The following is a 23,544-nucleotide window of genomic DNA, read 5'->3' as shown; positions in this document are numbered from 1 at the left end:
GCCATCCCGCTAGAGCAGGGCGGGAGCGCCGCGTCCTTCCATGAAATTCGCCAGGCAGCGGTGCAGGTTGATGACCTTCTGCTCCTGGTGCGGATTGGGAAGAGTTCCGCGAAAGCCACTGGATTTCATGCCTTTCTGGACGAATTCCATGTTGGCGAAGTCCTGCGCCAGAACCGGCCCCCAGTTTTCGGCAGTGGCATCGACGTAGACCCATTCGGTCTCCGGCTCTTCGCCTTCCGGAAAGCGCTCGAGCGCATAGGCCTCGAAAATGCACGTGTCGGGATCATCGCCATAGGGCCGCACGCGGTAGGCAGGACCGGCGAACGTCACCCCGTGCAGGATGTTCTGGTTGGGGAATATCCCCCAGGCGAGACCCGACTCGCTCTGGATTTCGGGGGGAATGTCCGGCCAGGTCACGCCCCGTTCCGCGTCGGCTTCCCGGGCGATCCTTTGCCAGTAGGCGATGCACTCCTGCGCGCTCGTACCCTCGGGCAATTCGTCCTTCAGGCGACTGGCCGCCCTGACGAGGCTCTCGGTCGAGGCCGTATAGTTCACCGTCTCGTAGTTTTCCCGGATCAGTTCGTACGTGGAGACGCGCGGATCGTCGCCCTTGCCGGCCCGCACGGTTCCGGAGCTGTTGGCCATCTGGAAGCGGGCATCGCGTGTGTCGTAGCCGGTGACCGAGTGAAATCCGTACTGCCTAGAGTAGGCATAGTACTCGCCGTAATCGAGCAGTTGCGTGTGCGTCGCCGCGACGTGATAGGGTTCGAGAAAGGCTTCGATGGCGGTCTTCCAGTTGCACGGATAGATCGCCCACTGGCGCCACTTGTAGCGCATCTTGCCGATCTCGAAATGATCGAGCAGTTCCCCGGCGCGGCCCATCCACTCCCTGAGCGGCGCGGCACCGGGGTCCATGTTGATGTAGATGAAGCCCGCCCAGGTATCGACCTGCACTTCGGAAAGGCAGGTCATCTCGGGCGTGAGCCTGTTCTGCCAGTCCTGCGGATCGAGGATGTAGGTGTTCCGGCCATCGAGGTCGAACGTCCAGCCGTGGAAGCCGCAAACGAAGCTCTTGCGGTTGCTGCCGCGCACCGAGTGAACCGGTTCGGAGCTGTTCAGGCCCGGCAGCATGTCCGGCACCGAGACGAGCTGACGGCCGCGGTGCGGGCAGACGTTGTGGAATGCCTTCAGACTGCCGTCTTCGTTGCGCAGCACGATGACCGACTCGTCCGCGACATTGTATGTGAGCCAGTCGCCCGGGTTGGGCAGGTCGCTCTCGCGTTCGACCATCTGCCAGACCCTGGGCCACAGCAGCTTCTTTTCCGCCTGCAGGTACTCGGCCGAAAGGAATGCCTCGGCGGGATAGGTGACGAGCCGTTCCTCGTCCATGTCCCGCGCCGTGATGTTCCCTGCGTCGATGGGTGTCGCGCCATTCATGCTGTTCTCTCCGAAATGCGGCGGCGTCCGGCGCCGGCTGCGGCGCCCCTTGGCGTCCTCGAATCGCCTGTACATCAAAAAGAACGAATATTCATTCTTTTTATCGTATTTTGTGGTTCAACCCTTTAGGCCTCGAGCCGGATCGGATAGGGCGGTGAGCGGTGATGTGATAGTTCGGGGATTACCGGAAACGATGGCCTACAAGGCTGAAGCTTTGGGACGGCGGCACCAGCGGGCCGCGCTCCGCCAGGAGCAGGTGCTCGACGCGGCCGAGCACTGCTTTCTGGCCGAGGGCTTCCACGGCGCCAGCATGTCGCGGATCGCGGCGGCCGCAAAAATGAGCGTCGGCCACATCTACCAGTATTTCGAGAACAAGGAGGCCATCATCATCGCGCTTTGCGAGCGGCGGTTCTCCGGGTTCGAGGCCTTGCTGGCCGCTGCCGAGCAGGGAGGCCAGACCGCCTCCGCCTCGTTCGTGGATGCCTGGATTTCGCAGTTCGCCTGGTGGATCGACCCGGAACGGGCGCCGCTCACCCTGGACATCATGTCGGAGGCCGGACGCAACCCCAAGGTCGCCAGCGTCGTGAAAAGGATCGACCAGCGGTTCCGGGACATCATGCGCAGCAGCCTGTTGCCGCTGGCAGGGCCGATCCCGCAAGACGAGGTGGAGGACCGCCTCGAAGCCATCGTCATGCTCTCGCATGGCATGACCAGCCGGATCACCGCCGACCGGAACGCCGACCCCGGCAGGATCCTCGGCGCCTTCCGGTTGGCCGTGCACGACCTGCTCACCAGGCCGTGAGGCAGCAGGCAGGATCCTGTATGGTCATGAGACGCGTGTCAGCCGAATAACCAGGCGAGGAACGACAGCGCCATGCAGGCCGCGAGGAACAGGGCCTCGGCGCGAAGGCTCATAGCCAGGGTCTCGCCAGCCCCATCGAAACGAGGTGCCTGCCCGCGTCCTTGCCATCGACACTGAGCCTGGCAAGCGTCCTGCCGTACCTGTCGGTGCCGCTGCGGCTGATCGTGACGCGGCCCCGGCGCAGGAAGGCCGCAAGCTCGTCGCGGGTCTGCCGGGCGAGCGCATGGTCGCACCAGCCGCTGCGCCGCCGGTCGGTGCACTTGGGACTGTCGGGCATTTCGGGGGCGTCGATGTTCTCGATGCGGATCCGCTCTCCCTCGCAGCTGCGCACGGTGTCGCCGTCGTGGACATCGGCAATGCACAGCGATGGTGTTTCCCGTGTCCCGGTACTGGCCAGGCCAAGACCCGCCAAACCCTGGCCGGCAAGTTCCGGGACAGCCCAGCCTTCGTCCTGCCACTTGCTCGCGCCGAGGCCGATCACGGCCCCGGCAGCAAGGCCGATCGCGACGAGCAGCGGGGTGGAAATGCCCTTGCGGCGCTTGCCTGCGTTTCGCCTGTAGCGGGTCACGGTGCCGGAAGTCTGGCCGCGCCGGGTCGGGCCGCCGCCCTCGCGCCGCTCGGGACCGGGCGCATGTCCGCGAAACTGCATCACATTGGCAGGCCGCTTCGGATCGCGGGGCTTCTTGTGCATTCCCGGTTCGTTTTCCTCGAGGCTCCGGCGAGCCGATGCCCTTTCTTCAGGATGTTCGGGGAGCCTGTAAATCCCTCATGGGGCAGGTGCCTGACAGATTTCGGGTGAGGGGGCGGGTAGGCTCGTGTGAATGGCTGATCCTCCCGGGCCGCTGATCATGCTTGCCTGCTGTTTTCCCGGCGGGATTACAACTGTGAAAGCGGGCGCCTCGCGCCGCGGGCGCGACCGCGCTCTACTCCGCCCGGCCCCAGTACGGCCGGGCTGCGCCGGGCCCCGTTTCCGGGTCCCGGCCTGGCGGTGACGATCGCATGGCGCGATGGGCGGGGACGCACGCGTCCCCGGATGTCGACGCCGCGCGGGGGCGCGGCGGCGCTGCTGTCTGGCCTTCCCCTCGTCGCGCGCGTGGGCGGCGCTCCCTTCTGGGGCCTGCCCGGCGTCCCGCAAGCCGGCTCTTCGAGACCGGCTCCTCCACTCACCGTTCCGGCCCTTGCCACCCCGCCGCCTCGCGGCGGGGACCCCGGCGGCGGGTGCGGGGCCGCCTCCTGGCCGGCCCCGGCAGGTCGCAATGCGCCGCCCACCCCCGCTCCGGGGGGAAGCCATGGGGGTTTTGGGGCGGGGCAAGGAGGACAGCCATGCGTAATACATCAAGCCGCAGTGCCGGGCCCCGGCGTCATCGGGAAAAGGGTGCAGGACAGGGCGAGAATGTCAGGGGAGGCGATCTCTACGACACCGTCACGCGCCGCATCGTCGCCGAACTCGAGGCCGGGCGTCTGCCGTGGGTCCAGCCCTGGGGGCGGCCCGGTCCCGGCGGGCAAGGGGACCGCAGCGAAGGCACAGGCGGAAAGGGAACGGGGCCAAAGCGAACAGTTCTGGCGCCAGCCTTGCCGCGCAATGCGCTCACCGCGCGGCCCTACAGCGGGATCAATATCCTGATCCTGTGGGGCGCGGTCATCGAGAACGGCTGGCCCTCGCAGGGCTGGCTGACCTTCCGGCAGGCGCTGCAGGCAGGCGGCCATGTCCGCAAGGGCGAGCACGGGACTTGCGTCGTCTATGCCGACCGCTTCACCCCCGAGGCCGAAAGGAACCGCGCGCAGGAGACCGGCGAGGACGCCCGGACCATTCCCTTCCTCAAGCGCTTCACCGTCTTCAACGTGGCGCAGTGCGAAGGCCTGGGGGATGGCGGGGAAGGAAGGACAGGGGCGGGGCTTGCCCCCGATCCGGTGCCGTTGCCCGAACGCGAGATCGTGCCGCTCGCCGAAGAGGTCATCGCTGCCTCGGGCGTCGATTTTCGCATCGGCGGAGACAAGGCCTATTACGTCCCCAGCGCCGATTTCGTGCAGGTGCCGCCGCAGCCCGCGTTCCGCGATCAGGTCAACTACTACCGCACCTGCCTGCACGAGCTGACCCACGCCACCGGCCATCCCCGCCGCCTCGATCGTCATCTCGCCAATGTCTTCGGATCGAAGGACTATGCCCGCGAGGAATTGATCGCCGAAATGGGCAGCGCCTTCCTCTGCGCCAGCCTCGGGATCGTCCCCACCGTGCGCCATGCCGACTACATCGGTGCATGGCTCGACGTCCTGCGCGAGGACAACCGCGCGATCTTCCGCGCCGCGAGCGCGGCCAGCAAGGCCGCCGAATGGCTGCTGGCGCGCCATCGCAGCATGCGGGACGGGGAGGGCGAAAGCACTGCATCGGGCGGTCAGGTTGCGAATTCTGAAAGCGGTACCGGCGAAGGGAGGGTGGCGGCATGATCCTGCTTACCCCCGAGCTTCGCCGCGCCCTGCGCGCCAACGATCTCGAGCGCGTGGCCGCCCTGGAAGAAGGCCGCCGCGAGCCCGATCCGGTCCCGGTGGCCAAGTTCTTCAACCCGATGGGCGGCGCCACATGGCTCGCCAGCGAACTCGACGAGGACGGCGACACCCTCTTCGGGCTCGCCGACCTCGGGTTCGGCTGTCCCGAACTCGGCAGCTTCTCCCTTGCCGAGCTGGGCCGCGTGCGCCTGCCCTTCGGGCTCGGCATCGAACGCGACATCGCCTTTGCCAGCGACATGCCGCTTTCGGTCTGGGCCGACACCGCGCGGCGCGAGGGATCGATCCTTGCCGCCGAAACCCGCCTCCTGCGCGTGGCCCGCAACGGCCATGCCGCGCCCCGATTCCGTCCCGGTCTCGCCAAGGACCGGGAGGAATGAGCCGGGCGGCCGCCGCCCGCGAAGCGGTGGCCGTCCATCTTCGAAAAGCCGGTCCGCGCATCCCATCACGAATTTGCGGACCGGCCCCTTTGCAAGAAAGGAAATGCCGTGAAACTCGATTTTCTGCCCCATGACAAGCTCTTCGTCGACAAGGCCAACATGCGCCATGGCCGCAAGGCGCCCCACGTTGCCGACATCGTCCCCACCGTGCGCAAGCGCGGCGTGCTCGTCCCGCTCGTGGTCCGTCCGGCAAACGGCGAAGGCCGCTTCGGTATCGTCGCGGGCGCGCGGCGCTGGACCGCGAACGGCCTTGTTCTCGCCGAAGGGATCGACCACGGGCCGCTCCCCTGCGCGATCCTCGAGGCGGGCGATCAGGCCGATGCCATCGAGGCCTCGCTCATCGAGAACACCGCCCGGCTCGATCCCGACGAAGTCACCCAGTGGGAAGCCTTCACCCGGCTGGTCCGCGAAGGACGCAAGCCGCAGGACATTTCCGAGACCTTCGGGCTGCCCGAACTGGCGGTCAAACGCGTGCTCGCGCTCGGCAACCTGCTGCCACGCATCCGCGATCTCTACCGCCGCGAGGAAATCGATGCCCTGACTGTCCGGCACCTCACGCTCGCCAGCAAGAGCCGCCAGAAGGCATGGCTGGCATTGCGGGGCGATCCCGATGCATGGTGCCCCAAGGGCCACCAGCTCAAGGCCTGGCTGCTCGGCGGCCAGTCGATCAGGGCCGAAAATGCCCTGTTCGATGCCGAGGCGAGCGGTCTCGCGCTGGTCTCCGACCTGTTCGGCGAGGAGCGCTGTTTCGCCGACAGCGAGGCCTTCTGGACCGCGCAGAATGCGGCCATCGAGGCGCGGCGCGCGGCCTATATCGAGGCGGGATGGAGCGATGCGGTCATCGTCCCGCGCGGCGAATACTTCCACACGTGGGAATACGAGAAGGCGCCCAGGCGCAAGGGCGCTCGCGTCTATATCGATGTGCGCGAGAGCGGCGAAGTGACCTTTCACGAGGGCTACCTGACCGCGAAGGAAGCGCGCAGGCTCGCGAAGGGCGAGCCCCCCGACAGTGCGGAAAACGCCTCCGGAAAGGCCGCCCGCCCCGAATTGTCCGGCCCGCTGCAGGACTATCTCGGCCTGCACCGCCATGCGGCATTGCGCGCCGCGCTGCTCGGTCATCCCGGCGTAGCCTTGCGGCTCATGGCGGCCCATGCCATCGCCGGTTCGCCGCTCTGGTGCATTCGCCCTGAGCCGCAAAGCGCGCGGCGCGAGGACATTCTCGAGAGCCTCGCCGCCAGTCCGGCCGAAGTGCAATTCGGGGCGGCGCGCCGCGCCGTGCTCGGCCTGCTCGGCTTCGATGGCGAGGAACCCAGCGTCGCCGGCGGCAACGGCGATGGCCACGGGCTCGCGGGCGTGTTCCTGAGGCTCCTCGGCCTTTCCGATGCCGAAGTCCTGCAGGTGATCGCGGTCGTCATGGGCGAGACGCTGGCCTCGGGAAGCGTGGCGGTCGAGGCGGCGGCCATGGCGACCGGGCTCGACATGGCCCGCTACTGGCAGGCCGACGGCGTCTTCTTCGAGCTGCTGCACGACCGGGAAGTGCTCTCCGCACTGCTGGCAGACGTGGCGGGCGAAGCCGTGGCGGCAGCCAATGCTTCCGAGAAGGCGAAGACGCTCAGAACGATCCTGCGCGATCATCTCGAGGGCTCGGGCGGACGCGAAAGGCGCGAGGGCTGGGTCCCGAAATGGCTCCTCGTTCCGCCCGCCGCCTATACCGGGCGCGGCGGCGTCGGGACGGTCGATGCGCACGCCATCCTGCTCGCCGCGAAAGCCATGCTGGACGACGAGGAACGGGCCGAAGCCGGGCAGGAAGAACCGGACAGCAGCGAGACCGGGGAGCACGTTTGCGGCACGGTTCAATCCCCGTCGCACCGCGCGGAGCCCGGCGACGCGCAGGACCTCACCGGGGCATCCCGCACGTCCACAGAGGATGGTGACGAGAAAGGCGACGGGGAATCTGGCGAAGACGGAAACGCCGGAACCGGCGATCCGGCACAGCCGCTTGCGGCCTGAATGCGGTGAGGAGCGGCGGCGACAATGCCGCCGCTCCGTTACTCCCGCTGCGCGGGCAAAGTTGGTGGATGGGCTCGAACAATAGGCCGCGCCGGTCCCGGAAATCCGCCCCGGCCCGATGGAAATCCTGCCGCGCCCGCGCGCCCTGGCGGGCACACGCGCGCGGCAAGATCCCCTTTGAAACCGCCAATGTTTTCTTTATGTTCTCATCGTTCTTCCCGGAGACTGAGCCATGCTGACCGGCCTCGTCCTGACCATGACCGGCATCGCTTTCCTCGTCTGGGGGCTGTTCCGGCTCGCCGCCGTGGCGCTGCCGGTCGCGGCCGGATTCTGCGCCTTCCTCTTGTGCGCACGGGGGCAGGCGGGGCCGCTCGCCGGGCTGGTTCTCGGCGTGCTGCTCGCCGCCGTGGTCCTGATCCTGGGGCGCCTCGCGCTGGCCTCGCGCCTGCCGCTGGTGATCCGCGGCGGCGTGGCCGCGCTCTTCGCGATTCCCGCAGGCATGGCCGGATACAGTGTCGCCGCCGGGCTCATGCAGCTGGGCGGCGCCGGACCATTCGCCTCGACCGTCGCGGCCTGCATGGCCTCGCTCGCCACCGGGATCGCCGCGCTGGCCAGCCTCGCCGTGCCGCAAATGCAGGCGGGTACGCCGTCCTAGGTGCTGTCTGCATTCCGCTCAGGGTGAGTCGAAAATGGTGTGCTTGCGTAACCCGGAGCGCAGCGTACTTTCTGCACATGAGCACCCAAAGGGCGCAAAAAGCGCCATTTGCAAACCGTCATTTGCGGAATGCAGTCGGCACCTAGCGGTGCTTGCGGATCACTTTCTTGACCGCGCCGCACAGCGCGCAGCTGGCCTGCCCCCGCTCGAAACCGTGCATGCCGGCAAGCTCGCGGGTCTTGTGATTGGCGTGCTGGCGCACGCTCAGGCCCAGCCGCTCGGTGATGCAGTCATCGCACACCGGTTCGGGCGCGAGCCGCTCGATCAAGCCGCGTACCCGATCCAGTACCGTCGTTGTCTCTTGCCCCATGTGCCCTGCTTTCGAACCGCCACACCTGCGCTCGAAAGCACGAGGTCCGGTCCTGTTTTCAGCATGCCCCCCGGCACGCTGTCCAGCGTCCAGATAGGCATCGCGGCCCCTCCTTGCCAGTGCGCCCTGGCCCTTTTCCCGGCTCGAGGGGCTGTCCTGGGACGGCCGCGGGCCTGCAAAACCATCGCGGACCGGCTGATTTCCCCGCCCGGGGCAGGGCCCCGGACTTCCTCGCGAAACGCGGCTTTGCCGCCAAATCAGCCCGCCGCTTCCGGTCCTCCGCTGCCGCTCCGGCCTGGCGGTTCGCGCGCCCGCTACCGCCGTCCCTTGGTCTGCCCCATCGCCCGGAATGAGGTCCGGGCGGGCAGCAACAAGGAGATATGACATGTCGGCCATCGGTTATGTGCAGCGCCAGCGCGACGGCAGCTTCAAGGGCGCGATCCGCACGCTTTCGGTTCGCGCCGAGATCGAAATCGTTCCCAACCGCGACAAGACGGGCGAGCAGCCTGACTACCGGGTCCATGCCTCGGGCGTCGAACTCGGAGCAGGCTGGATCCGCACCGGCGAGGTCTCGGGACGCGAATACGTCCGCCTCGCCATGGCGGCCCCCGAGCTCGGCCCGCGCACCCTCTACGCCAATCTCGGCCGCGCCGCCGGGCAGGACGACGAGGATACCTTCGCCATCCTCTGGAACCCCGGCGAGTGATCCCGGCGGCCCCGCGTCCCTCGCGGCGCGGGGCTGCTTTCCTCGCTGACGGGCGGAGGCTGAAAATGGGCCGCCTGAGGGAACGGCTTCGAGCAATCGGGTAGGACGGATCGCGCTCACCGGTCCGCGCGAAGCGATGGTATCGAATGCCCAGCTGAAACAGCATCCGCTGCCACAGGGCGCGCGGCAAGGTCCGGTCCTGGCGGCGAGGGCGGGAGGGGCTTCTGCTCAAACGTCCCATGATCCGGCATCGGGCAACCCGCCTCAAGGACGACGGGGCCCCACCATTTTTTCCGGCGGTTTGAGGGCATTGGGGCGCGCAAGGGAAGCGGCGCCGGAAAAAATCGTGACCCCCATCGCCGCTGCCGCGGCCGCTTCGCGGTCCCTGACCCGGCCTGCCCGATGCCGGGCCAGGGCTCCTGTCTTACACGAAGAGGAGGTCAGGATGACGATCGACCAGCACATCGAGGAACTGCGCGCAGAGCTGAAAGCTTGTCCGGAACGCGCGGAACAGGCGCAGATCGCGGCGGAATTGCAGGCGGCCCTGGAGCGGCGGGAGCAGCTGCAGGGCGCCGCGATCGGGGCGCCGGGCGGGTAGCAGAGAGGGGGATTTCAGCGCGGGGCGGCATCGGTTCGGTGCCGTTTCATGGTGGATTTCGGGGCTCGAGTTCGGCGTGTTTGGGGCAGGGACTTGGCACTGTCCGGTGATGGAATGCGAGTAGATTTTCGTGAAATCGGAGCCTGATTTTCGGGTCTGGCTGGGTGTTCCCGGGCGGATCGGACGGTTGTTCGAGCGGGATGGCGGAAGAGGAATTGGGAAGGGTTCGCGGGGAGGGGGCATTTGGAGCGGAGGGCAAGATAGAGGGAGAGTCTCGCGATCCCGTTCGGGACCGCCAAGCTCTTGTCTGCACATCGTTTTTTGAGAGCATGCGCGAGACTGGCAATTCCGGCGCGAGATTGCCTCGGTGAAAATCTCATTGGTACAATGCCTTGCTCGCCGAGATTGCGAGACTCCTTGCGGTTTTGCGCGCGAATGCCGACCTGCATCGCCGGGGAGCGTCGTTCCGTAAGGGAAGGACGCGTCAGTGGACGACAACGACTTCGAACCGCGCCTCGGCCGCATGGCCGCCAAAGGACGTGAGCCCAGGTATCTCAACCAGGTCATGCGGGCGGCCCGCCGTGCCGGCAATCGTGCCTCTCCTGGCGTCCGCCGCTTCGACGGCAGCCGGATCGGACGCGGCGCGGGCCTCGCGCGCGTTCTGCGCTCGGGCGACCGGCATGCCCGGTTCCGTGCGCGCCGGGTGATCGTCAAGACGAGGCTGGCCATGCTGGCGGGCAAGGGCAGGGCAGCAGCGGCGGCGCACCTGCGCTATATCCAGCGCGATGGCGTCACTCGCGAAGGCGCGCCCGGCGAGCTCTACTCTGCGGAACAGGACAAGGTGGACGGCAAGGCCTTCCTCGAACGCGGCGAGGGTGACCGCCACCAGTTCCGCTTCATCGTTTCGGCCGAGGATGCCGGCCAGATCGAGGACCTCAAGCCTTTCACGCGTGCCTTGATGCGCCAGATGGAGGAGGACCTCGGTACCCGGCTCGACTGGGTCGCGGTCGACCATTTCAACACCGGCCATCCGCACACCCACATTCTGCTGCGGGGCAAGGACGATCGCGGCGAGAACCTCGTCATCGCCCGCGAGTATATTTCGCACGGGCTGCGCGAACAGGCATCGCGCATCATGACGCTCGATCTGGGCCCGCGAACCGACCTCGAAATCGAGGAGCGGCTGCGCGGCGATGTCATGGCCGAGCGGCTGACCGCGATCGACCACGGTCTGATCCGGGACATGGACGGCGAGCGGGTGGTGAGCGCAAGCGAAGCCGATTCGCTCCGGCAGGCGCTGCGCGCGGGCCGCCTGAAGAAGCTTGCCTCGCTGGGCCTGGCCGAGCCGCTCGAAGGCGGCCGCTGGCGGCTCGACGGGGACCTTGCGGGTACGCTGCGCCGGATGGGCGAGCGCGGCGACATCATCCGCACCATTCAGCGCGAACTCTCAGCCCGGAACCTCGAGCGCGCCACGGCCGACCGGGTGATCTTCGATCCGGCTGCCGAAGATGCGCGGCCTGTCACTGGCCGCGTTGTCATGCGCGGGCTCGCCGATGAGCATCTCGATCGCCATTATCTGATCGTCGACGGCATTGACGGGCGCACGCACTATGCTGAGATCGGCAAGGGGGAGTTCTTCGAGCCGATCCCGGCGGGCGCGATTGTCCGCGTGAGCCCGCGAAGCGGGGGCGTGCGCGATGCCGACCGGACCGTGGCCTGGGTCGCTGCCGCGAACGGCGGGCGCTACACCATCGATGCGCACTTGCGGCATGATCCCGCCGCGAGCCATGACTTCGCCGAAACCCATGTCCGCCGGCTCGAGGCCATGCGGCGCGTCATGCGCAGCGTCGAGCGCGAGCCCGACGGTACCTGGGTGATCGCTTCCGATCATCTCGACAAGGCGGCGGCCTTTGAGGCGCGGCAATTGAGGGACCGGCCGGTCACCGTCGAGACGCTGTCGCCGGTGCCGCTCGAACGGCTGGCGGGAGCCGACGCGTCGACCTGGCTCGACCGGGAACTGGTGAGCGGAGCGCCGGTCCCGGTGCGCGATGCCGGGTTCGGGCGCGAGGTGCGCGCCGCACAGGCCGTGCGGCGCCAGTGGCTGATCGAAGAGGGACTGGCCGAGGAACGGGGCGGGGAGACGGTCTATCGCCCGGGCATGCTGGCCTCGCTGCAGCGGCGCGAATTGCTGCGCCTCGCCGGCCAATTGTCCGAAGAGCTCGGCATGCCGTTCCTCGAGGCGAGGGCCGGGGAGCGCCTCGAGGGGCTTTGCCGCCAGCCTGTCGAGGCCATCGGCGGACGCCTCGCGCTCATCGAGAAGTCGCGGGAATTCACGCTCGTTCCCTGGCGCCCGGTGCTCGAGCGGCAGCTGGGCAAGAAGGTGTCGGGTCTTGTCCGCGAAGGCGGGATCAGCTGGACCATCGGGCGCGAGCGTGGCGGGCCGAGTATTTCGTGATGGGATTAAATGCCGTTCATTCGCGCGATATCGACCGGCACAAGTCCCGATGCGGCATTGATTTTTTGCGCCCGACAAGGAAGGATGGGCCAATGGAACGCTTCGCGAACATCCATGGGCTCGATACGCTGGAAATGGCTGCTGCGGGCGTGCGCGCCGGGCGAGGGACCAAGCGTCATGCGCGATGACCTCTCGCACCTGCCGGTGAGGCAGCAGGAAGAACTGCAGCGCGCGACCGCGATCCTCATGGAGGAATTCGAGAAGGCGACCGCGCTCGGTACACAGGGCTGGAAGCGCGGCGGGCGGATCCTCAAGATCATCCTCTTCGGCTCCTATGCCCGCAACGACTGGGTCGACGAGCCCGAGAACGGCTACCAGTCGGATTTCGACCTGTTGATCGTCGTCAGTCACGAGAAGCTCACCGACATCGCCGAGTTCTGGTATGTCGCCGAGGACCGTATCCTGCGCGATCCGGCGATCGGGCGGCAGGTCAACATCATCGTCCACGATCTCGGCGAAGTGAACCAGGCGCTCAAGCGCGGCGAGTACTTCTGGGCCGACATCGTGCGCGACGGCATCGTGCTCTACGAACTGCCGAACCATCCGCTGGCGGCGCCGATGCCGCTTACCGACGCGGACGCATTGCGGACGGCGGAGCGGTACTTTGACAATTGGATCAAGAAGATCGACGTCCAACTCGCTACTGTGAATTTCCAGATGAAGCAGGGCGTGGACGATCTTGAATGGAGAAAGGCTGCAGCATTTTCGCTCCATCAGGCTGCCGAGAAGATTTATGCCTGCTATCTCCTGACGTGCACCTTCTATTTCCCGCGCTCGCACAACATCAAGTTCCTGCGCTCGCTGGCGGAGGACAAAGAGGCTCGACTGATCGAGGCCTGGCCGCGTTCGGGGAAGGCTGACCGGCGCCGGTTCGAACTCCTCAAGCGCGCCTACGTCGAGGCGCGTTACTCGGCCAACTACGATATCAGTATCGAGGATCTCGACGCACTCTACACCAGCGTGAAACGGCTCAGGGATGTGGTTGCCCAGGTGTGCGAGCAGAGGATCAGGGATCTGCGACAAGCTTGATGAGCGCGCTGGAGACTGCCCGCTTCAGATAGGCATCGGATAACTTCTTCCCGGGCATGGACCAACTGGTCTTCGGGACGATAACGGCCCGGTCCATGAGCATCATCGCAACCATCATGAATTCGTCGACGGGCCAGGCTATCCAGAAGCTGAAGTTCGAACGCATGCCCAAGCCTTGGGTGACGTTCCATCTCGAGACGGGCGAACAGGTTACCGCCGACAGGGTCCATGTCGGCAAGCCGGCTCCGGGCAAGTTCATCACTCCGGTGGAAGTCTGGGTGACGCCCAAAGGATGAATGAAGGCGGTGCGCTTGCCTTCGCTGCCGCCAGTATCGCCAGACGGCACAGGTCCCAGCTTCATGGTGGCGATGTTTCGTTCACTTTGCCTGCCTGATCGCGGAAGGAGTGGCCTCAAAGCTTCGGTCCCATTGCGCTAGCTCGGAATCTCGCGCTAGCGCAGCCCCATGACCAGTACGCAGACGATCGATTGGGCGCAGGGCGACATGTTCGGCATCGCATTCCCCGCGCATCCCGAAGCACTGAAAGCCGGCGGTCCGGAATTTCTGACGCGCGCCTTCCGAATGAGCGGTGCGCTGGGGCTGGACAACAGCGTCATGCAGATCACGCGCCTCGATGAGTGGATGCTGGGCGGAACCGGCGTGAAGGCCCTGCTTTCGGTTACCTATGAGCGTGAGACGCCGGATCTGCCGCGTGATCTCTTCGTGAAATTCTCGCGCAACTTCCAGGACCAGGTGCGGGACAGCGGCCGCTACCACATGCCCCCGGAAGTGCGGCTGGCAAATCTGTCGCGTGAACCCGGTTTTCCGGTCGCTGTTCCGAAGTGCCTGTTTGCCGACATTGCGCAGGACACGCTCACTGGAATTATCGTTACGGAACGCATTCCCTATGGTGAGGGTGCCGTCGAGCCGCATTACCCCAAATGCATGGACCATTTGCTGCCCGAGCCGTTCGCGCATTACAGCGTACTGATCGCGAACCTGGCTCGGCTTTCGGGTGCGTACAAGGCAGGGCATCTCGGTGAGAGCGTGGAGCGCTATTTCCCTCTCGATTTAGGGAGGCTGGTTACGGGGCGCCCCCGCTTCGAGAAAGTCTTGCTCGCCAAGCGGATCAATCGTCTGGCGGAATTCATTCTCCAATATCCCCATCTGGCACCGGCGCACATTGCCGATCGTGCTTTTCTCGAGGACTTCTGCGCCGACGCGCTGTCAGCGGTGGACCTGCAGGAGGATATCTGGCGCTTCCTTTATTCGCAGCCCGACCTGATCGCGCTCTGCCACATGAACGCGAACATCGATAATGCCTGGTTCTGGCATGAATCCGACGGCACGCTTCGAGCAGGGCTCATCGACTGGGGCAGCGTCGGGCAGATGTCGGTGGCGTCCTCGATCTGGGGCTGTATTGGCGCAGCGGAGCCCGAGATGCATGACCGGCATCTGGACGAGTTGCTCGAACTTTTCGTCAGGGAGTACGCGCATGCGGGCGGGCCGGTTCTCGATCGGGACGAACTCGCGCAGCACCTGGAAATGCTCGCGATGATGTCTGCGCTGCACATGACCACGGCCCCGCCGGCCATTCTGCGCGAGATCCCCGACCCCGGTGCTGCGAGCGATCGTTTCGATCCACTCTTCACGGAGCATGAAACCGCGCGGGTGCAACTGAAAGTCACCATCGCGCTTCTGAACATGTGGGAGCGGCGGAAGCTCGGCCGGCATTTGCGGCCGGATGCACCGTGGCGCTGCTAGGTCCGGGTGCGCGGAACATTGGCGGCAGGCGGACCAGGATGACGTCGGCAACAGCGCGGTCATTGCGTTAGCGTAGGACGTTGCGCTACCCCGCAAATCCGTCGGTCGCACGTAGCAGCGCGTCCAATATACCCGGCTCATTGTAGGCATGGCCTGCCCCCTCGATCATCTCGAAGCGGGCATTGGGCCAGGCGCGGTGGAGCGCCCAGGCGGTCTCTGCCGGGCACGCCATGTCGTAGCGCCCCTGAACGATGACGCCGGGAATGCCGTTCAGTTTCCCCGCGTCACGGATCAGCTGTCCGTCTTCCATCCAGCCACCATGGACGAAATAGTGATTTTCGATCCGCGCAAAGGCGAGCGCGAAGTCATCCTCGTCATGGGTTGCAGACAGGTCCGGGTCGGGCAGCAGGCGGATCGTTTCGCCTTCCCACACGCTCCAGGCCCGGGCAGCGGCGATGCGGGCGGCGCGGTCCTCGCCGGTCAGAATGGTGCGATAGGCCGCGACCATGTTGCCCCGTTCGGACTCCGGAATTGGCGCGACGAACCTTTCCCACTTGTCGGGATAGATGCGGCTGGCGCCATGCTGATAATACCAGTCGATCTCGCTCTTCCGGATCGTGAAGATGCCGCGCAGCACCAGTTCGCTCACCCGCTCTGCATGGCGCTGGGCATAGGCGAGCGCGAGTGTAGATCCCCAGCTGCCTCCAAACACCTGCCATTGCTCCACGCCCATCATGACGCGCAACCGCTCGATATCCGCGACGAGATGCCATGTGGTGTTGGCGTTGAGATCGGCGTGCGGGGTAGACCGGCCGCAGCCGCGCTGGTCAAACAGCAGCACATCGTAACGCGCCGGGTCGAACAGGCGGCGATGATCCGGCGAAATGCCGCCGCCCGGACCGCCGTGAAGGAAAACGGCGGGCTTGGCGCCGCGCGTGCCTGAGCGTTCCCAATAAACTTGATGTCCATCGCCGACGTCTAGATGGCCGGAAGCAAAGGGTTCGATCTGGGGATAGAGCGTGCGCATGGCGTCGCTTTTAGCAACCCGCCCGAATTCAGCCAGCGACTTGGGGCATCGATAACCAACTAAGGGCGGTACGCCCACTGCCGCCGACGGAGCCGATGTTTCCCGCTCCGCGGTTGATCCTCGAAACCTGCCATTGATCCATCAAGCCGGCGCCTGAACCTCTGCTTGCCTAGCCGCCAACAAAGGCTAAGCCGTGGGCATGACTGCCTCCGACCTCGAACATCTGCTTATCGCGCGCCTTATCCGGGAGAGAGGCGGCACTTCGCAGACATGGAAGCGGGCGCTTGGCAAAGTGATCGTGCGCGACATGGACACGCATGCTCATTGCAATTGGGATGTCACACCAAGCGGCACCGATGCGCAGCGCGCCGCGATCGAACGATTGCTCGACGATGTGCGACTCGAATATTCGATCGTGGCAGACGGTTGAACCGACAATTGGCTGCGGTCGCCGGCGAAGCCGACGTGCAGCGCGTCATTTGCACCCATTATAGCAACCCTCCGTTTACCGAATTGTGGACGACAGTGAACGGTCGGCATTTGGGACATTGCCGCCATTCCCGTGCCGCTGTAGAAGTGGCGGCTTTCAGACGAACACCGGACGTGCTGAAAGACAGCAAGCGGCGGCAGGGAACGGGGAAGGCGGGTCGGGAGGTGACCGTCGCGTTTTGAGAAGCAAAGGTGAGATAGCTGCCAGCCAGCCCCTGCGGTGGAAACTATCAGCAGGTCTCGACCCATTAAGGACACTCAATCGCCGATTTTATCGCCCAGGAGCAGACTTGGCCGCCTTTCCATCCCGCATGCGCAAGACTGGCCGACGGCTGGATGACCGGTATCGGAAGGTCGGTCCGGACTGCAAAATCTTGGGTTTTGCCCGCCGATGTCAGGCAAATGGATCTCCATCTGCGCGCCTTGCGACGAACGTTGACTGCGGAGGTGCAACCGAGCCCCAGGGCCTGCGGCACCTCCACAGTAAATTTGTCATTCTAGAACCTGGTATGCTGCTCGTAGTCGATCCTGTCTGCCGACTGCACTTCACCCCAGGCAAACCAGGATACGGGCTTGCGGCTATCGCCGATCCGCCGCCAACGGCCTTCGTTCTGCGGCGTAAAGGACTGGATGTTGCCCAGCAGGTCGGGCATGCGCCCCTTGGGATCGGGCAGGAATTCGAAATTGCCGCCCGAGGTGTGGACCACGATGCGCCTGGGCCAGACATTGTCGTCCATCAGATCGACGTTGCCAGTAACTTCGGTGTCGAGGATCAGCTCGCCATCTTGGTTGGTGATGAGCGCGAAGCCCACGCGTTCCGTGCCCAGCACGAAATGGCCGCTTTCGTAGGAGCCGTCCTCGTAGCGTGTGCCCCAGGTGTACCAGCAGCGATGGTGCTGGTCTTTCAGGAACAGCGGATCCTTTCCGCTGTACATCAACACGCCCTGCGGCAGATAGCTCTGATCAAGCCCAAGGATACCGCGAACCGGGGTACCCTTGTAGTGACCCTTCATCTCGTAGACCTGAGATACGTAGAATTCGCTGTTATCGGCATCGGGCACGGTCCACTGCAGGCCCGGGCCAAGCAGTTCGCCCTCAAGCTCGAACAGGTCGCCTTCCTTCCAGGCAGCCTTGCTGCCATCGGCGCTCATGCTGATGCGGAAGGGCGCCCCCTTCGCACCGGGCGCGGAAGTCCAGACGGCATTGCCGGCGGCATCAAGTTGTGCCTTGTGCCCGGCACTGGGGGCAGCTGTCCCCATGGACGCCATGTCCACATGCAGGGTGTCCATCCCCTTGCTGGACTGGATGAACAACTGGTCGAGGCCGCCGAAGCCCTTGCCCGCCATGCCGCGCACGAGTTCGTAGAGGTTGCCCTCGGCATCGCGCACGTTGCCATAGAAGAAGGTGCGTTCGCGCGGCAGGCCCAGGACCGGGGAATCGTCGATCATGGCGGCGGCGCTGGCTTGGTGCGGACCGACGATGGCCTTGCCGCCGAATTTCGCACGGCGCGGCCAGGGCAGGCTGCCCGATGCGCCGGTGGAGGGGGCCTTGCCAGCCGGTACAGCGGTGTCGGCCGCGAACAGGGCATCCGGCTTTACGCCCATCGCAATGGCCGCCATGCCGCCCATTGCGAAGAGCTTGCGACGGCTCATGTGCGAAAGCTGCCCCGTTGTTTCGATCTGCATATTTCTCTCTCCCGGCAAAGCCGCCATGTCGGGCGGTACTAACTCGTACCATCCTTGGTACACCATCGTACCGCCGGAGCAAGGGAGATTTTGCGATGGCTTGTGAACCCGGTCTTCAGGTGCGGGAAAAGCCGTCGAGGAGAGCGTCGAGAGCCACGTCGACGTTGATGGGCATGGGTTCGACGCCCACGAGCGCGCGGTTGAGAGGGGCCATCACGAAGACGTCGTAAAAGATCTGCGCCGCCATCTCCGCATCGCCTATGCCCAGCGCCGACAGCGGCTTGTGTACCAGTTCCACGACTTGCTGGAGGCCGATGTCGTGTGATGCCCGCGCAATATCGGGTACGTGGTCGGCCTCGGCCAGAAGCAAGCGATACATGGCCTTGCTTTCACCGTCACGCGCAACGTCGGACAGCCCTTGGGCAAGGTGCCTCAGCACGTCCCGGGGAGGGAGGCCGCTGTCTTGTGCCTTCATCCGCTCCAACTCGGTAAAGCGCTGGCGGATGAACTGCGCAAGCACCACGCTCAGGATCGCGTGCTTGTCCGGGAAATACTCGTAAACCGTACGTTTCGACGTCCTCGCATCGCGCGTGATTGCATCGATGGATGTCTTGCGGAAGCCGTGCTCCTCAAAAAGCTGCGTGGCCGCCGCGATAATCCTGTCGCGAATTTCCGAAGTGCCCTCCGGTTGATCAGGCAAGGCATTGTATGAGCGATATCGGGTCATGCGTCTTTTGCGGTCTCTTGCTGGTGCTTGCGTACGGATCAGGTCGCCGGTACGATATCGTACCAAGCCATTCCAGAGGCTCATCTAAAAAGCAAGTTTGTCAGAAAATGGCAAACGCCGGGAAAGGGAAGCATGTGACCGGAGAGGATCAGGAAGAACAGAGGCTCGCCGCCTATTTCGCGGCCCGCTGGCCAGACGAGAAGGTATCGATCTCCGACTACAAGCGGTCTGCCTCGGGCCATTCCAACGAAACGCGGCTGTTTACGCTGACGCGCACCAAGGACGGAGCGGCTTCCAGCCAGAACCTGGTCGCCCGATGGGCCCCCTCGGGCGCGCAGTCGCACTTCCAGGACTATGACATCGCCTTCCAGTACCGCATCCTCGTGGCGCTGGCGAAGAATGGCATCCCTGTCCCGGAAGTGATCCTCTACGAGCCCGACACATCGATCGTCGGCAGTGACTTCTTCGTGATGGCGCGCATCGACGGCGATGTAACCAGCGACTATCCGCCCGGTTATCACGGCCACGGCTTCCTATTCGAAGCCAGCGTGGAGAACCGCGCGAAGGTATGGTGGCGCGCGCTGGAGGTGATGGCCAGGGTCAACCTGATCGACTGGCACCAGCCCGAATTCGATTTCATGGATCGACCGGCCAGCGGAACCGAAGCCGTACGCAAGCAGCTTGCGCTCTATCGCAAGCTGGCCGATTGGGCGTCGGAAACACCCATCGAACCGATCGAGCGTGCGCTCGACTGGCTCGAAGCCAACGTACCGGCCGCTCCGCCGCTGGCGCTGTGCTGGTCGGACGGGCGGCCGGGCAATATCATCTACCAGGACTACGAACCTGCTGCCGCGCTGGACTGGGAAACCGCCTATATCGGCCCGCCCGAGAACGACCTCGCATGGTTTTGGCTGGTCGACGAGGTAGCCTACGTGGTCCACCAGCAGAAGCGGCTCGAGGGCCTGCCTTCGCTGGAAGAAACCACGCAGCGCTTTTCCGAGCTTCTCGGTCGGCCTCTGCAGGACCTCGACTACTACTTCGTCATGCAGGGCGTATGGATGGCGATCATGATGGCCATTTCGGCCAAGACCTACATCGCTCGTGGGATCGAGGGTTTCCCCGAGGATTACGCAACCAACAACTTTTCAGTCCAGCGGCTCGAACAGCTGCTTGAAAAGGCTTCCTGACACACGCTTTCGCGGAGAGATGAAAATGGCGATTACCCCAGCCGACGAGTGGTTGTGCCACCAGACGGTAAAGACATTCGATCAGTCCGAGACCAGTGACAGCCAGTTCACCGAACGCGTCTGGTTTGCCGCCTTTGAAAAGAGCGGCAAGTTCCAGTTCGGCTTCGGGATGGGCAAGTACATCAACCGCAACGTAATGGACGCCTCCGTTGCGCTGGTCGTCGACGGCAAGACGCAGTACAATGTGCGGGCCTCGCGCGCATTGTTCCCTGACATCGAGACCTACAAGGTCGGCCCGCTGGGCTACGACGTGGTGGAGCCGCTCGTCTCGGTCCGCGTCACGGTGGAGGAGCACGAACAGTGCGGGTTCACCTGCGACCTGCGCTTCATCGGCGAAACCGATATCTACCAGCAGACGCCGGCCATGTACCGCCAGCGGCGCGGGCGTGTGGTCAACCACATGATCCGTTATTTCCAGACCGGCAGCGTGGAAGGCTGGATCGAGATCGATGGCCAGCGCCACGAGGTCAAGCGCGAGGACTGGTGGGCCTCGCGCGACCGGTCATGGGGCCTGCGCTCCAACACTGGTGAATACACGGCACCCGATGGCACGACGCGCACGCTCCTTGGCGGCTTCGAGAAGCCGGGCGAGGGAATCCCCTTCCGCTGGAACTACTTTACCATGCAGTTCGGCGACTGGAACACTTCATTCGAATTCGCGCAGACGCCGGACAACAAGAAGTTCGGTCCGGCGCTGGGGCACGTCCAGCACGCACCGCATACCGGCAAGGCCGACCAGAAGATCATCGACGTCGACCTGGAATGGGATTTCTTCGAGGGCACCAAGCGCGTGAAGGGCATCCACGCAGTCGTGCATCTCGACGACGGGACCAAGCGTGAACTCGTAATGGAGCCATTCTCGGTGCTCTATCGCCGTCCCGGTGCCGGCACTTACGGCGGCTGGAAGGAGTGGACGCAGGGCGTCTGGATGGGACCGCTCGCGGTGGAGGGCGAAGCGATGCCGCTGGAAGGACAGGCCACTCACGATGAACTGCACTTCACCGACGATTTCGCCATGCGCATCACCTGCAGCGGCGAGCAGGGCTGGGGCCTGTCCGAACCGTTGATCCCCGGCATCGGCGAACTCTTCGTTACCTGACCGGCAAGCGAAAGGAAGCCTCGCGATGCCGCTCGATCGCCTGAAGGGCAAGGTCGCCATCATCACCGGTGCCGGACAGGGGATCGGGCGCGGTATCGCGCTCGCCTTCGCCAAGGAAGGCGCCACGGTCGTCCTGGCCGGGCGCACTTACGACAAGGTCCGCGCGGTCGAGGACGAACTCGCCGCGCTGGGCCTGTCCGCCCATGCCATTGCCTGCGACGTCGCCAGGCAGGACGACGTCGAAGCCATGGTCGCGCAGGCAGCGGACAAGTTCGGCCGGATCGACGTGCTTGTGAACAATGCCGGAGCCGCGTTCGAACCGTTCCTGCCGCTCGATGCCACGCCCAACGAATTCTTCCAGATGGGCGTGGACATCAACCTCTACGGCACCTTGTGGTGCATGCAGGCCGCGTTGCCACACCTGAAGGAAAGCCGGGGGTTCATCATCAACGTGGCATCCGCGGCTGGAACCAACGGCGCAGCCTATCTCGGCACCTATGCGGCGACCAAGGAAGGCGTGCGTGCCCTGACCCGAACTGCAGCCAAGGAATGGGGGCCTTTCGGGATCAACGTAAACGTGATCTGCCCCTTCGCTCGCACTGCCGCCTGGCAGGGCTTCGAAGACAGCCAGCCCGAAATGTGCGAGAAGATCGTCGCTGAAATCCCGATGGGCTACGTCGGTGATCCCGAAACCGATATCGGCCCCGTCGCGCTGTTCCTCGCCACCGAGGGCTCGCGCTACGTGACCGGCCACACCATCATGGTGGACGGCGGGCAGACCGTGCTGCGCTAGGCGCGGTCGGCCCGCCGTCCCTGCTATCTTGAGAACCTGTCCAGCGGCGTGATGATCCGCCGCCCCACGCCCGGCAGGCGCTGAGCAGGTTGCGTGCCGTGCGCGGATGCCGCCTCTCCCCAGGCGAACCAGACTTCGGGTTCACGAGTGTCGCCGGCCTTGCGCCAGCGGCCGTCGTACTGCGGGTTGGGAATCGGGCCCAGGTCAGGCATGCGCCCGCGCGGATCGGGCAGGAACTCCCAATCCTCGCCAAAGACTTTTGCATCGATGCCGGTTAGCCAATAGCCGTCCTCACCATACGTCACCTGGCAGTCGACATCATAGGTAAAGCGCACCTGTTCCTTCTCGTCGGTCAGAATGCCGAAGCCCATGAGATCATTGCCGATCAGGAAGTGCCCGGCATCGATCGTGCCATCCTTGTAGAGCGTCGCCCATGTGTACCAGATGAGCTCAAGCTCTTCCTGAACTAGCGGATCCTTGGTGACGTAGACCTCGCCCCCGGTGTACATGTACATCACGTCGAAGCCGATGAAGCCTCGGACCTTGCGCCCCAGGATCTCGCCCTCCACCAGGAAGATGCAGGCAACGTAGGACATTGCCGCCGAACGGCTGGGAATGTACCATTGCAGCCCCGGCTTGATCAGCGTGCCGCGGATGTCCATCGCGCCTTCCTCGACCCACCGGCAGGCTTCCGGGGTCCATTCGGCAAGCCACGGATTGCCCGGTGCATCGGGGTGACTGCGCCACACCACCCTGTCGCCTTCAAGGCCGAAGCTGTGGCCATCGTTGGGGGCCGATTGCCGCCCGATCTTGTCTAGCTTAAAGTGATCCGCGCCGACGTTGTGCTGCAGGTAGAAATAGCGCCGCGCGTCCTTCTTGGCGCCAGGCAAGTCGTAGGGAATGCGACGCATGGGACAGTACATGTTGCCGTCCTCGTCGCGCAGTGTTCCCCAAAGATAGAGCCCCTCCGGGTCCATCCCCATGAGCGGCGCTGTCGACGCCATGGATTCGAGAGTGGGCTGAAAACCCCCGGCGACCGGCTGGAATGCATATTCTCCCATGCCGGGACGGGAGCCTTGCGGCGATGTAAACTTGTCAATCATGGGCTCTCCCAAAGACCTCATTCCGGCGCTTTTGAGCCGCCAGTCCTGGAGGCAGGTTGAGACCCGGAGAACGCTGCGTCAAACGAGATGGCATCTCCCAATATTGATAATCGCATATGCGACCAACTTACGCGTTCCTGCGAAGGCTAGATAGCTATTGCGAGCCAAGACGCTCTTGGTGCTCGTTAAAGGAGGGCTGACCGTCGTAAATGGATTTCATAGCGCCTTCGCCAGTTTCGTCGACGAATATACAATCAGAGTTTTGAGAGCGCATTGAAAGGCTAAACGTCCGTTCTAGCGGCGCCAACGGACGGCAACTTTGCTCCGGCACGATGTCCGAAATCAAGTTGAAGTGATCCGGAGAGGACGGTCTGGATAGGCCCAGTCCTTCCTTCCTTCCTTCCTTCCTTCCTTCCTATGGACCTGGGATGTCCGGCTTCGAATGTCCACTTCCAAGTGTGACGATTTAACCGCCGAGCAGCATGAG

22 protein-coding genes are annotated in these 23,544 nt (G+C 64.7%); 15 read left to right on the top strand and 7 right to left on the bottom strand.

Annotated features, from left to right (window positions below; all coding sequences use genetic code 11):
- Positions 1-9: 9 nt before the first annotated feature.
- Positions 10-1,437: an aromatic ring-hydroxylating oxygenase subunit alpha gene (locus LK12_RS22190; protein WP_052223726.1), complete on the bottom strand. Its 1,428-nt coding sequence runs from the start codon at positions 1,435-1,437 to the stop codon at positions 10-12.
- 193 nt (positions 1,438-1,630) lie between these two features.
- Between LK12_RS22190 and LK12_RS22185 the strand changes: the two genes are divergently transcribed.
- Entirely contained in the window at positions 1,631-2,239 is a 609-nt protein-coding gene (locus tag LK12_RS22185; protein WP_052223700.1) for a TetR/AcrR family transcriptional regulator, read from the top strand.
- 109 nt (positions 2,240-2,348) lie between these two features.
- On the opposite strand, the gene LK12_RS25330 is transcribed toward LK12_RS22185, so the two are convergent.
- On the bottom strand, positions 2,349-2,990 hold the full coding sequence (locus tag LK12_RS25330) for a thermonuclease family protein (RefSeq protein ID WP_331454157.1): 642 nt from the start codon (positions 2,988-2,990) through the stop codon (positions 2,349-2,351).
- Between the two features lie 632 nt (positions 2,991-3,622).
- Here LK12_RS25330 and LK12_RS22175 point away from each other — a divergent pair.
- From LK12_RS22175 to LK12_RS22160, 4 genes are all read left to right on the top strand, one after another.
- Positions 3,623-4,744, top strand: a complete 1,122-nt coding sequence (locus LK12_RS22175) for an ArdC family protein (protein ID WP_052223699.1) — start codon at positions 3,623-3,625, stop codon at positions 4,742-4,744.
- Positions 4,741-5,181 carry a DUF2958 domain-containing protein gene (locus LK12_RS22170; RefSeq protein WP_052223698.1) on the top strand — a complete coding sequence of 147 codons (441 nt, stop codon included), beginning with the start codon at positions 4,741-4,743 and terminating at the stop codon, positions 5,179-5,181. The genes LK12_RS22175 and LK12_RS22170 overlap by 4 nt, the downstream gene beginning before the upstream one ends.
- A 108-nt stretch (positions 5,182-5,289) precedes the next feature.
- Complete coding sequence (locus tag LK12_RS22165) at positions 5,290-7,251, top strand: ParB/RepB/Spo0J family partition protein (protein ID WP_082010697.1); 1,962 nt, start codon at positions 5,290-5,292, stop codon at positions 7,249-7,251.
- A 256-nt stretch (positions 7,252-7,507) separates the two neighbouring features.
- Positions 7,508-7,906 (top strand): hypothetical protein, encoded by a 399-nt coding sequence (locus tag LK12_RS22160; protein WP_156135583.1) that lies wholly within the window; start codon positions 7,508-7,510, stop codon positions 7,904-7,906.
- 142 nt (positions 7,907-8,048) lie between these two features.
- Here the strand turns inward: LK12_RS22160 and LK12_RS22155 are convergent, their stop codons facing one another.
- A complete protein-coding gene (locus LK12_RS22155) occupies positions 8,049-8,276 on the bottom strand; it encodes a hypothetical protein (protein WP_039290015.1) in 228 nt (75 codons plus the stop codon).
- 385 nt (positions 8,277-8,661) lie between these two features.
- Here LK12_RS22155 and LK12_RS22150 point away from each other — a divergent pair, with 385 nt between their 5' ends.
- The 6 genes from LK12_RS22150 (at position 8,662) to LK12_RS22125 (ending at position 14,887) form a co-directional block, all read left to right on the top strand.
- The gene (locus tag LK12_RS22150) at positions 8,662-8,982 is read left to right on the top strand and encodes a DUF736 domain-containing protein (RefSeq protein WP_039290012.1); all 321 of its coding nucleotides are present in this window, start codon (positions 8,662-8,664) and stop codon (positions 8,980-8,982) included.
- 445 nt (positions 8,983-9,427) lie between these two features.
- Positions 9,428-9,580 carry a hypothetical protein gene (locus LK12_RS25000; protein ID WP_197063624.1) on the top strand — a complete coding sequence of 51 codons (153 nt, stop codon included), beginning with the start codon at positions 9,428-9,430 and terminating at the stop codon, positions 9,578-9,580.
- A gap of 487 nt (positions 9,581-10,067) precedes the next feature.
- A complete protein-coding gene (gene rlxS, locus LK12_RS22140; protein WP_039290006.1) occupies positions 10,068-12,035 on the top strand; it encodes a relaxase/mobilization nuclease RlxS in 1,968 nt (655 codons plus the stop codon).
- A gap of 177 nt (positions 12,036-12,212) precedes the next feature.
- Positions 12,213-13,124, top strand: coding sequence for a HEPN domain-containing protein (locus LK12_RS22135; protein ID WP_039290003.1), 912 nt, complete (start codon positions 12,213-12,215; stop codon positions 13,122-13,124).
- Positions 13,125-13,219: 95 nt separating this feature from the next.
- Positions 13,220-13,420 (top strand): hypothetical protein, encoded by a 201-nt coding sequence (locus LK12_RS22130; RefSeq protein ID WP_197063623.1) that lies wholly within the window; start codon positions 13,220-13,222, stop codon positions 13,418-13,420.
- A 168-nt stretch (positions 13,421-13,588) separates the two neighbouring features.
- Positions 13,589-14,887, top strand: coding sequence for a hypothetical protein (locus tag LK12_RS22125; RefSeq protein ID WP_039290001.1), 1,299 nt, complete (start codon positions 13,589-13,591; stop codon positions 14,885-14,887).
- An 85-nt stretch (positions 14,888-14,972) separates the two neighbouring features.
- Here LK12_RS22125 and pip read toward each other — a convergent pair whose 3' ends face one another.
- Positions 14,973-15,914, bottom strand: coding sequence for a prolyl aminopeptidase (gene pip / locus LK12_RS22120; protein WP_039289998.1), 942 nt, complete (start codon positions 15,912-15,914; stop codon positions 14,973-14,975).
- Between the two features lie 199 nt (positions 15,915-16,113).
- Between pip and LK12_RS22115 the strand changes: the two genes are divergently transcribed.
- Positions 16,114-16,344 (top strand): hypothetical protein, encoded by a 231-nt coding sequence (locus LK12_RS22115; protein WP_039289995.1) that lies wholly within the window; start codon positions 16,114-16,116, stop codon positions 16,342-16,344.
- A 556-nt stretch (positions 16,345-16,900) separates the two neighbouring features.
- Here LK12_RS22115 and LK12_RS22110 read toward each other — a convergent pair.
- Together LK12_RS22110 and LK12_RS22105 are read right to left on the bottom strand one after the other, a co-directional pair.
- On the bottom strand, positions 16,901-18,088 hold the full coding sequence (locus LK12_RS22110; protein ID WP_039289993.1) for a hypothetical protein: 1,188 nt from the start codon (positions 18,086-18,088) through the stop codon (positions 16,901-16,903).
- A 115-nt stretch (positions 18,089-18,203) separates the two neighbouring features.
- Complete coding sequence (locus tag LK12_RS22105) at positions 18,204-18,815, bottom strand: TetR/AcrR family transcriptional regulator (RefSeq protein ID WP_039289990.1); 612 nt, start codon at positions 18,813-18,815, stop codon at positions 18,204-18,206.
- Positions 18,816-18,949: 134 nt separating this feature from the next.
- On the opposite strand from LK12_RS22105, the gene LK12_RS22100 reads away from it, so the two are divergent.
- From LK12_RS22100 to LK12_RS22090, 3 genes are read left to right on the top strand one after another with little or no spacing between them, the layout of a single operon-like run.
- A complete protein-coding gene (locus LK12_RS22100; RefSeq protein WP_039289987.1) occupies positions 18,950-20,002 on the top strand; it encodes a phosphotransferase family protein in 1,053 nt (350 codons plus the stop codon).
- A 25-nt stretch (positions 20,003-20,027) separates the two neighbouring features.
- Complete coding sequence (locus LK12_RS24025) at positions 20,028-21,161, top strand: hypothetical protein (protein WP_052223696.1); 1,134 nt, start codon at positions 20,028-20,030, stop codon at positions 21,159-21,161.
- Between the two features lie 25 nt (positions 21,162-21,186).
- Positions 21,187-21,954, top strand: a complete 768-nt coding sequence (locus LK12_RS22090) for an SDR family NAD(P)-dependent oxidoreductase (protein ID WP_039289984.1) — start codon at positions 21,187-21,189, stop codon at positions 21,952-21,954.
- Between the two features lie 23 nt (positions 21,955-21,977).
- Here the strand turns inward: LK12_RS22090 and LK12_RS22085 are convergent, their stop codons facing one another.
- Positions 21,978-23,057 carry a hypothetical protein gene (locus LK12_RS22085; RefSeq protein ID WP_039289981.1) on the bottom strand — a complete coding sequence of 360 codons (1,080 nt, stop codon included), beginning with the start codon at positions 23,055-23,057 and terminating at the stop codon, positions 21,978-21,980.
- Between the last annotated feature and the right edge of the window lie 487 nt (positions 23,058-23,544).

The sequence above is a fragment of the Novosphingobium malaysiense genome (assembly GCF_000802225.1).
Lineage (GTDB): Bacteria > Pseudomonadota > Alphaproteobacteria > Sphingomonadales > Sphingomonadaceae > Novosphingobium > Novosphingobium malaysiense.
Note: the sequence above shows the minus strand (reverse complement) of the source record. Positions and strands in the feature narration are given on the sequence as shown.

What these genes read in the sequence shown, in the direction of transcription:
- pip (WP_039289998.1), bottom strand. Translation starts at nt 15,914, where the DNA reads ATGCGCACGCTCTATCCCCAGATCGAACCCTTTGCTTCCGGCCATCTA.
- LK12_RS22135 (WP_039290003.1), top strand. Translation starts at nt 12,213, where the DNA reads ATGCGCGATGACCTCTCGCACCTGCCGGTGAGGCAGCAGGAAGAACTG.
- LK12_RS22170 (WP_052223698.1), top strand. Translation starts at nt 4,741, where the DNA reads ATGATCCTGCTTACCCCCGAGCTTCGCCGCGCCCTGCGCGCCAACGAT.
- LK12_RS25000 (WP_197063624.1), top strand. Translation starts at nt 9,428, where the DNA reads ATGACGATCGACCAGCACATCGAGGAACTGCGCGCAGAGCTGAAAGCT.
- LK12_RS22125 (WP_039290001.1), top strand. Translation starts at nt 13,589, where the DNA reads ATGACCAGTACGCAGACGATCGATTGGGCGCAGGGCGACATGTTCGGC.
- LK12_RS22185 (WP_052223700.1), top strand. Translation starts at nt 1,631, where the DNA reads ATGGCCTACAAGGCTGAAGCTTTGGGACGGCGGCACCAGCGGGCCGCG.
- LK12_RS22110 (WP_039289993.1), bottom strand. Translation starts at nt 18,088, where the DNA reads ATGCAGATCGAAACAACGGGGCAGCTTTCGCACATGAGCCGTCGCAAG.
- LK12_RS22150 (WP_039290012.1), top strand. Translation starts at nt 8,662, where the DNA reads ATGTCGGCCATCGGTTATGTGCAGCGCCAGCGCGACGGCAGCTTCAAG.
- LK12_RS22155 (WP_039290015.1), bottom strand. Translation starts at nt 8,276, where the DNA reads ATGGGGCAAGAGACAACGACGGTACTGGATCGGGTACGCGGCTTGATC.
- LK12_RS22175 (WP_052223699.1), top strand. Translation starts at nt 3,623, where the DNA reads ATGCGTAATACATCAAGCCGCAGTGCCGGGCCCCGGCGTCATCGGGAA.
- LK12_RS22105 (WP_039289990.1), bottom strand. Translation starts at nt 18,815, where the DNA reads ATGACCCGATATCGCTCATACAATGCCTTGCCTGATCAACCGGAGGGC.
- LK12_RS24025 (WP_052223696.1), top strand. Translation starts at nt 20,028, where the DNA reads ATGGCGATTACCCCAGCCGACGAGTGGTTGTGCCACCAGACGGTAAAG.
- LK12_RS22190 (WP_052223726.1), bottom strand. Translation starts at nt 1,437, where the DNA reads ATGAATGGCGCGACACCCATCGACGCAGGGAACATCACGGCGCGGGAC.
- LK12_RS25330 (WP_331454157.1), bottom strand. Translation starts at nt 2,990, where the DNA reads ATGCACAAGAAGCCCCGCGATCCGAAGCGGCCTGCCAATGTGATGCAG.
- LK12_RS22130 (WP_197063623.1), top strand. Translation starts at nt 13,220, where the DNA reads ATGAGCATCATCGCAACCATCATGAATTCGTCGACGGGCCAGGCTATC.
- LK12_RS22090 (WP_039289984.1), top strand. Translation starts at nt 21,187, where the DNA reads ATGCCGCTCGATCGCCTGAAGGGCAAGGTCGCCATCATCACCGGTGCC.
- LK12_RS22115 (WP_039289995.1), top strand. Translation starts at nt 16,114, where the DNA reads ATGACTGCCTCCGACCTCGAACATCTGCTTATCGCGCGCCTTATCCGG.
- LK12_RS22085 (WP_039289981.1), bottom strand. Translation starts at nt 23,057, where the DNA reads ATGATTGACAAGTTTACATCGCCGCAAGGCTCCCGTCCCGGCATGGGA.
- LK12_RS22160 (WP_156135583.1), top strand. Translation starts at nt 7,508, where the DNA reads ATGACCGGCATCGCTTTCCTCGTCTGGGGGCTGTTCCGGCTCGCCGCC.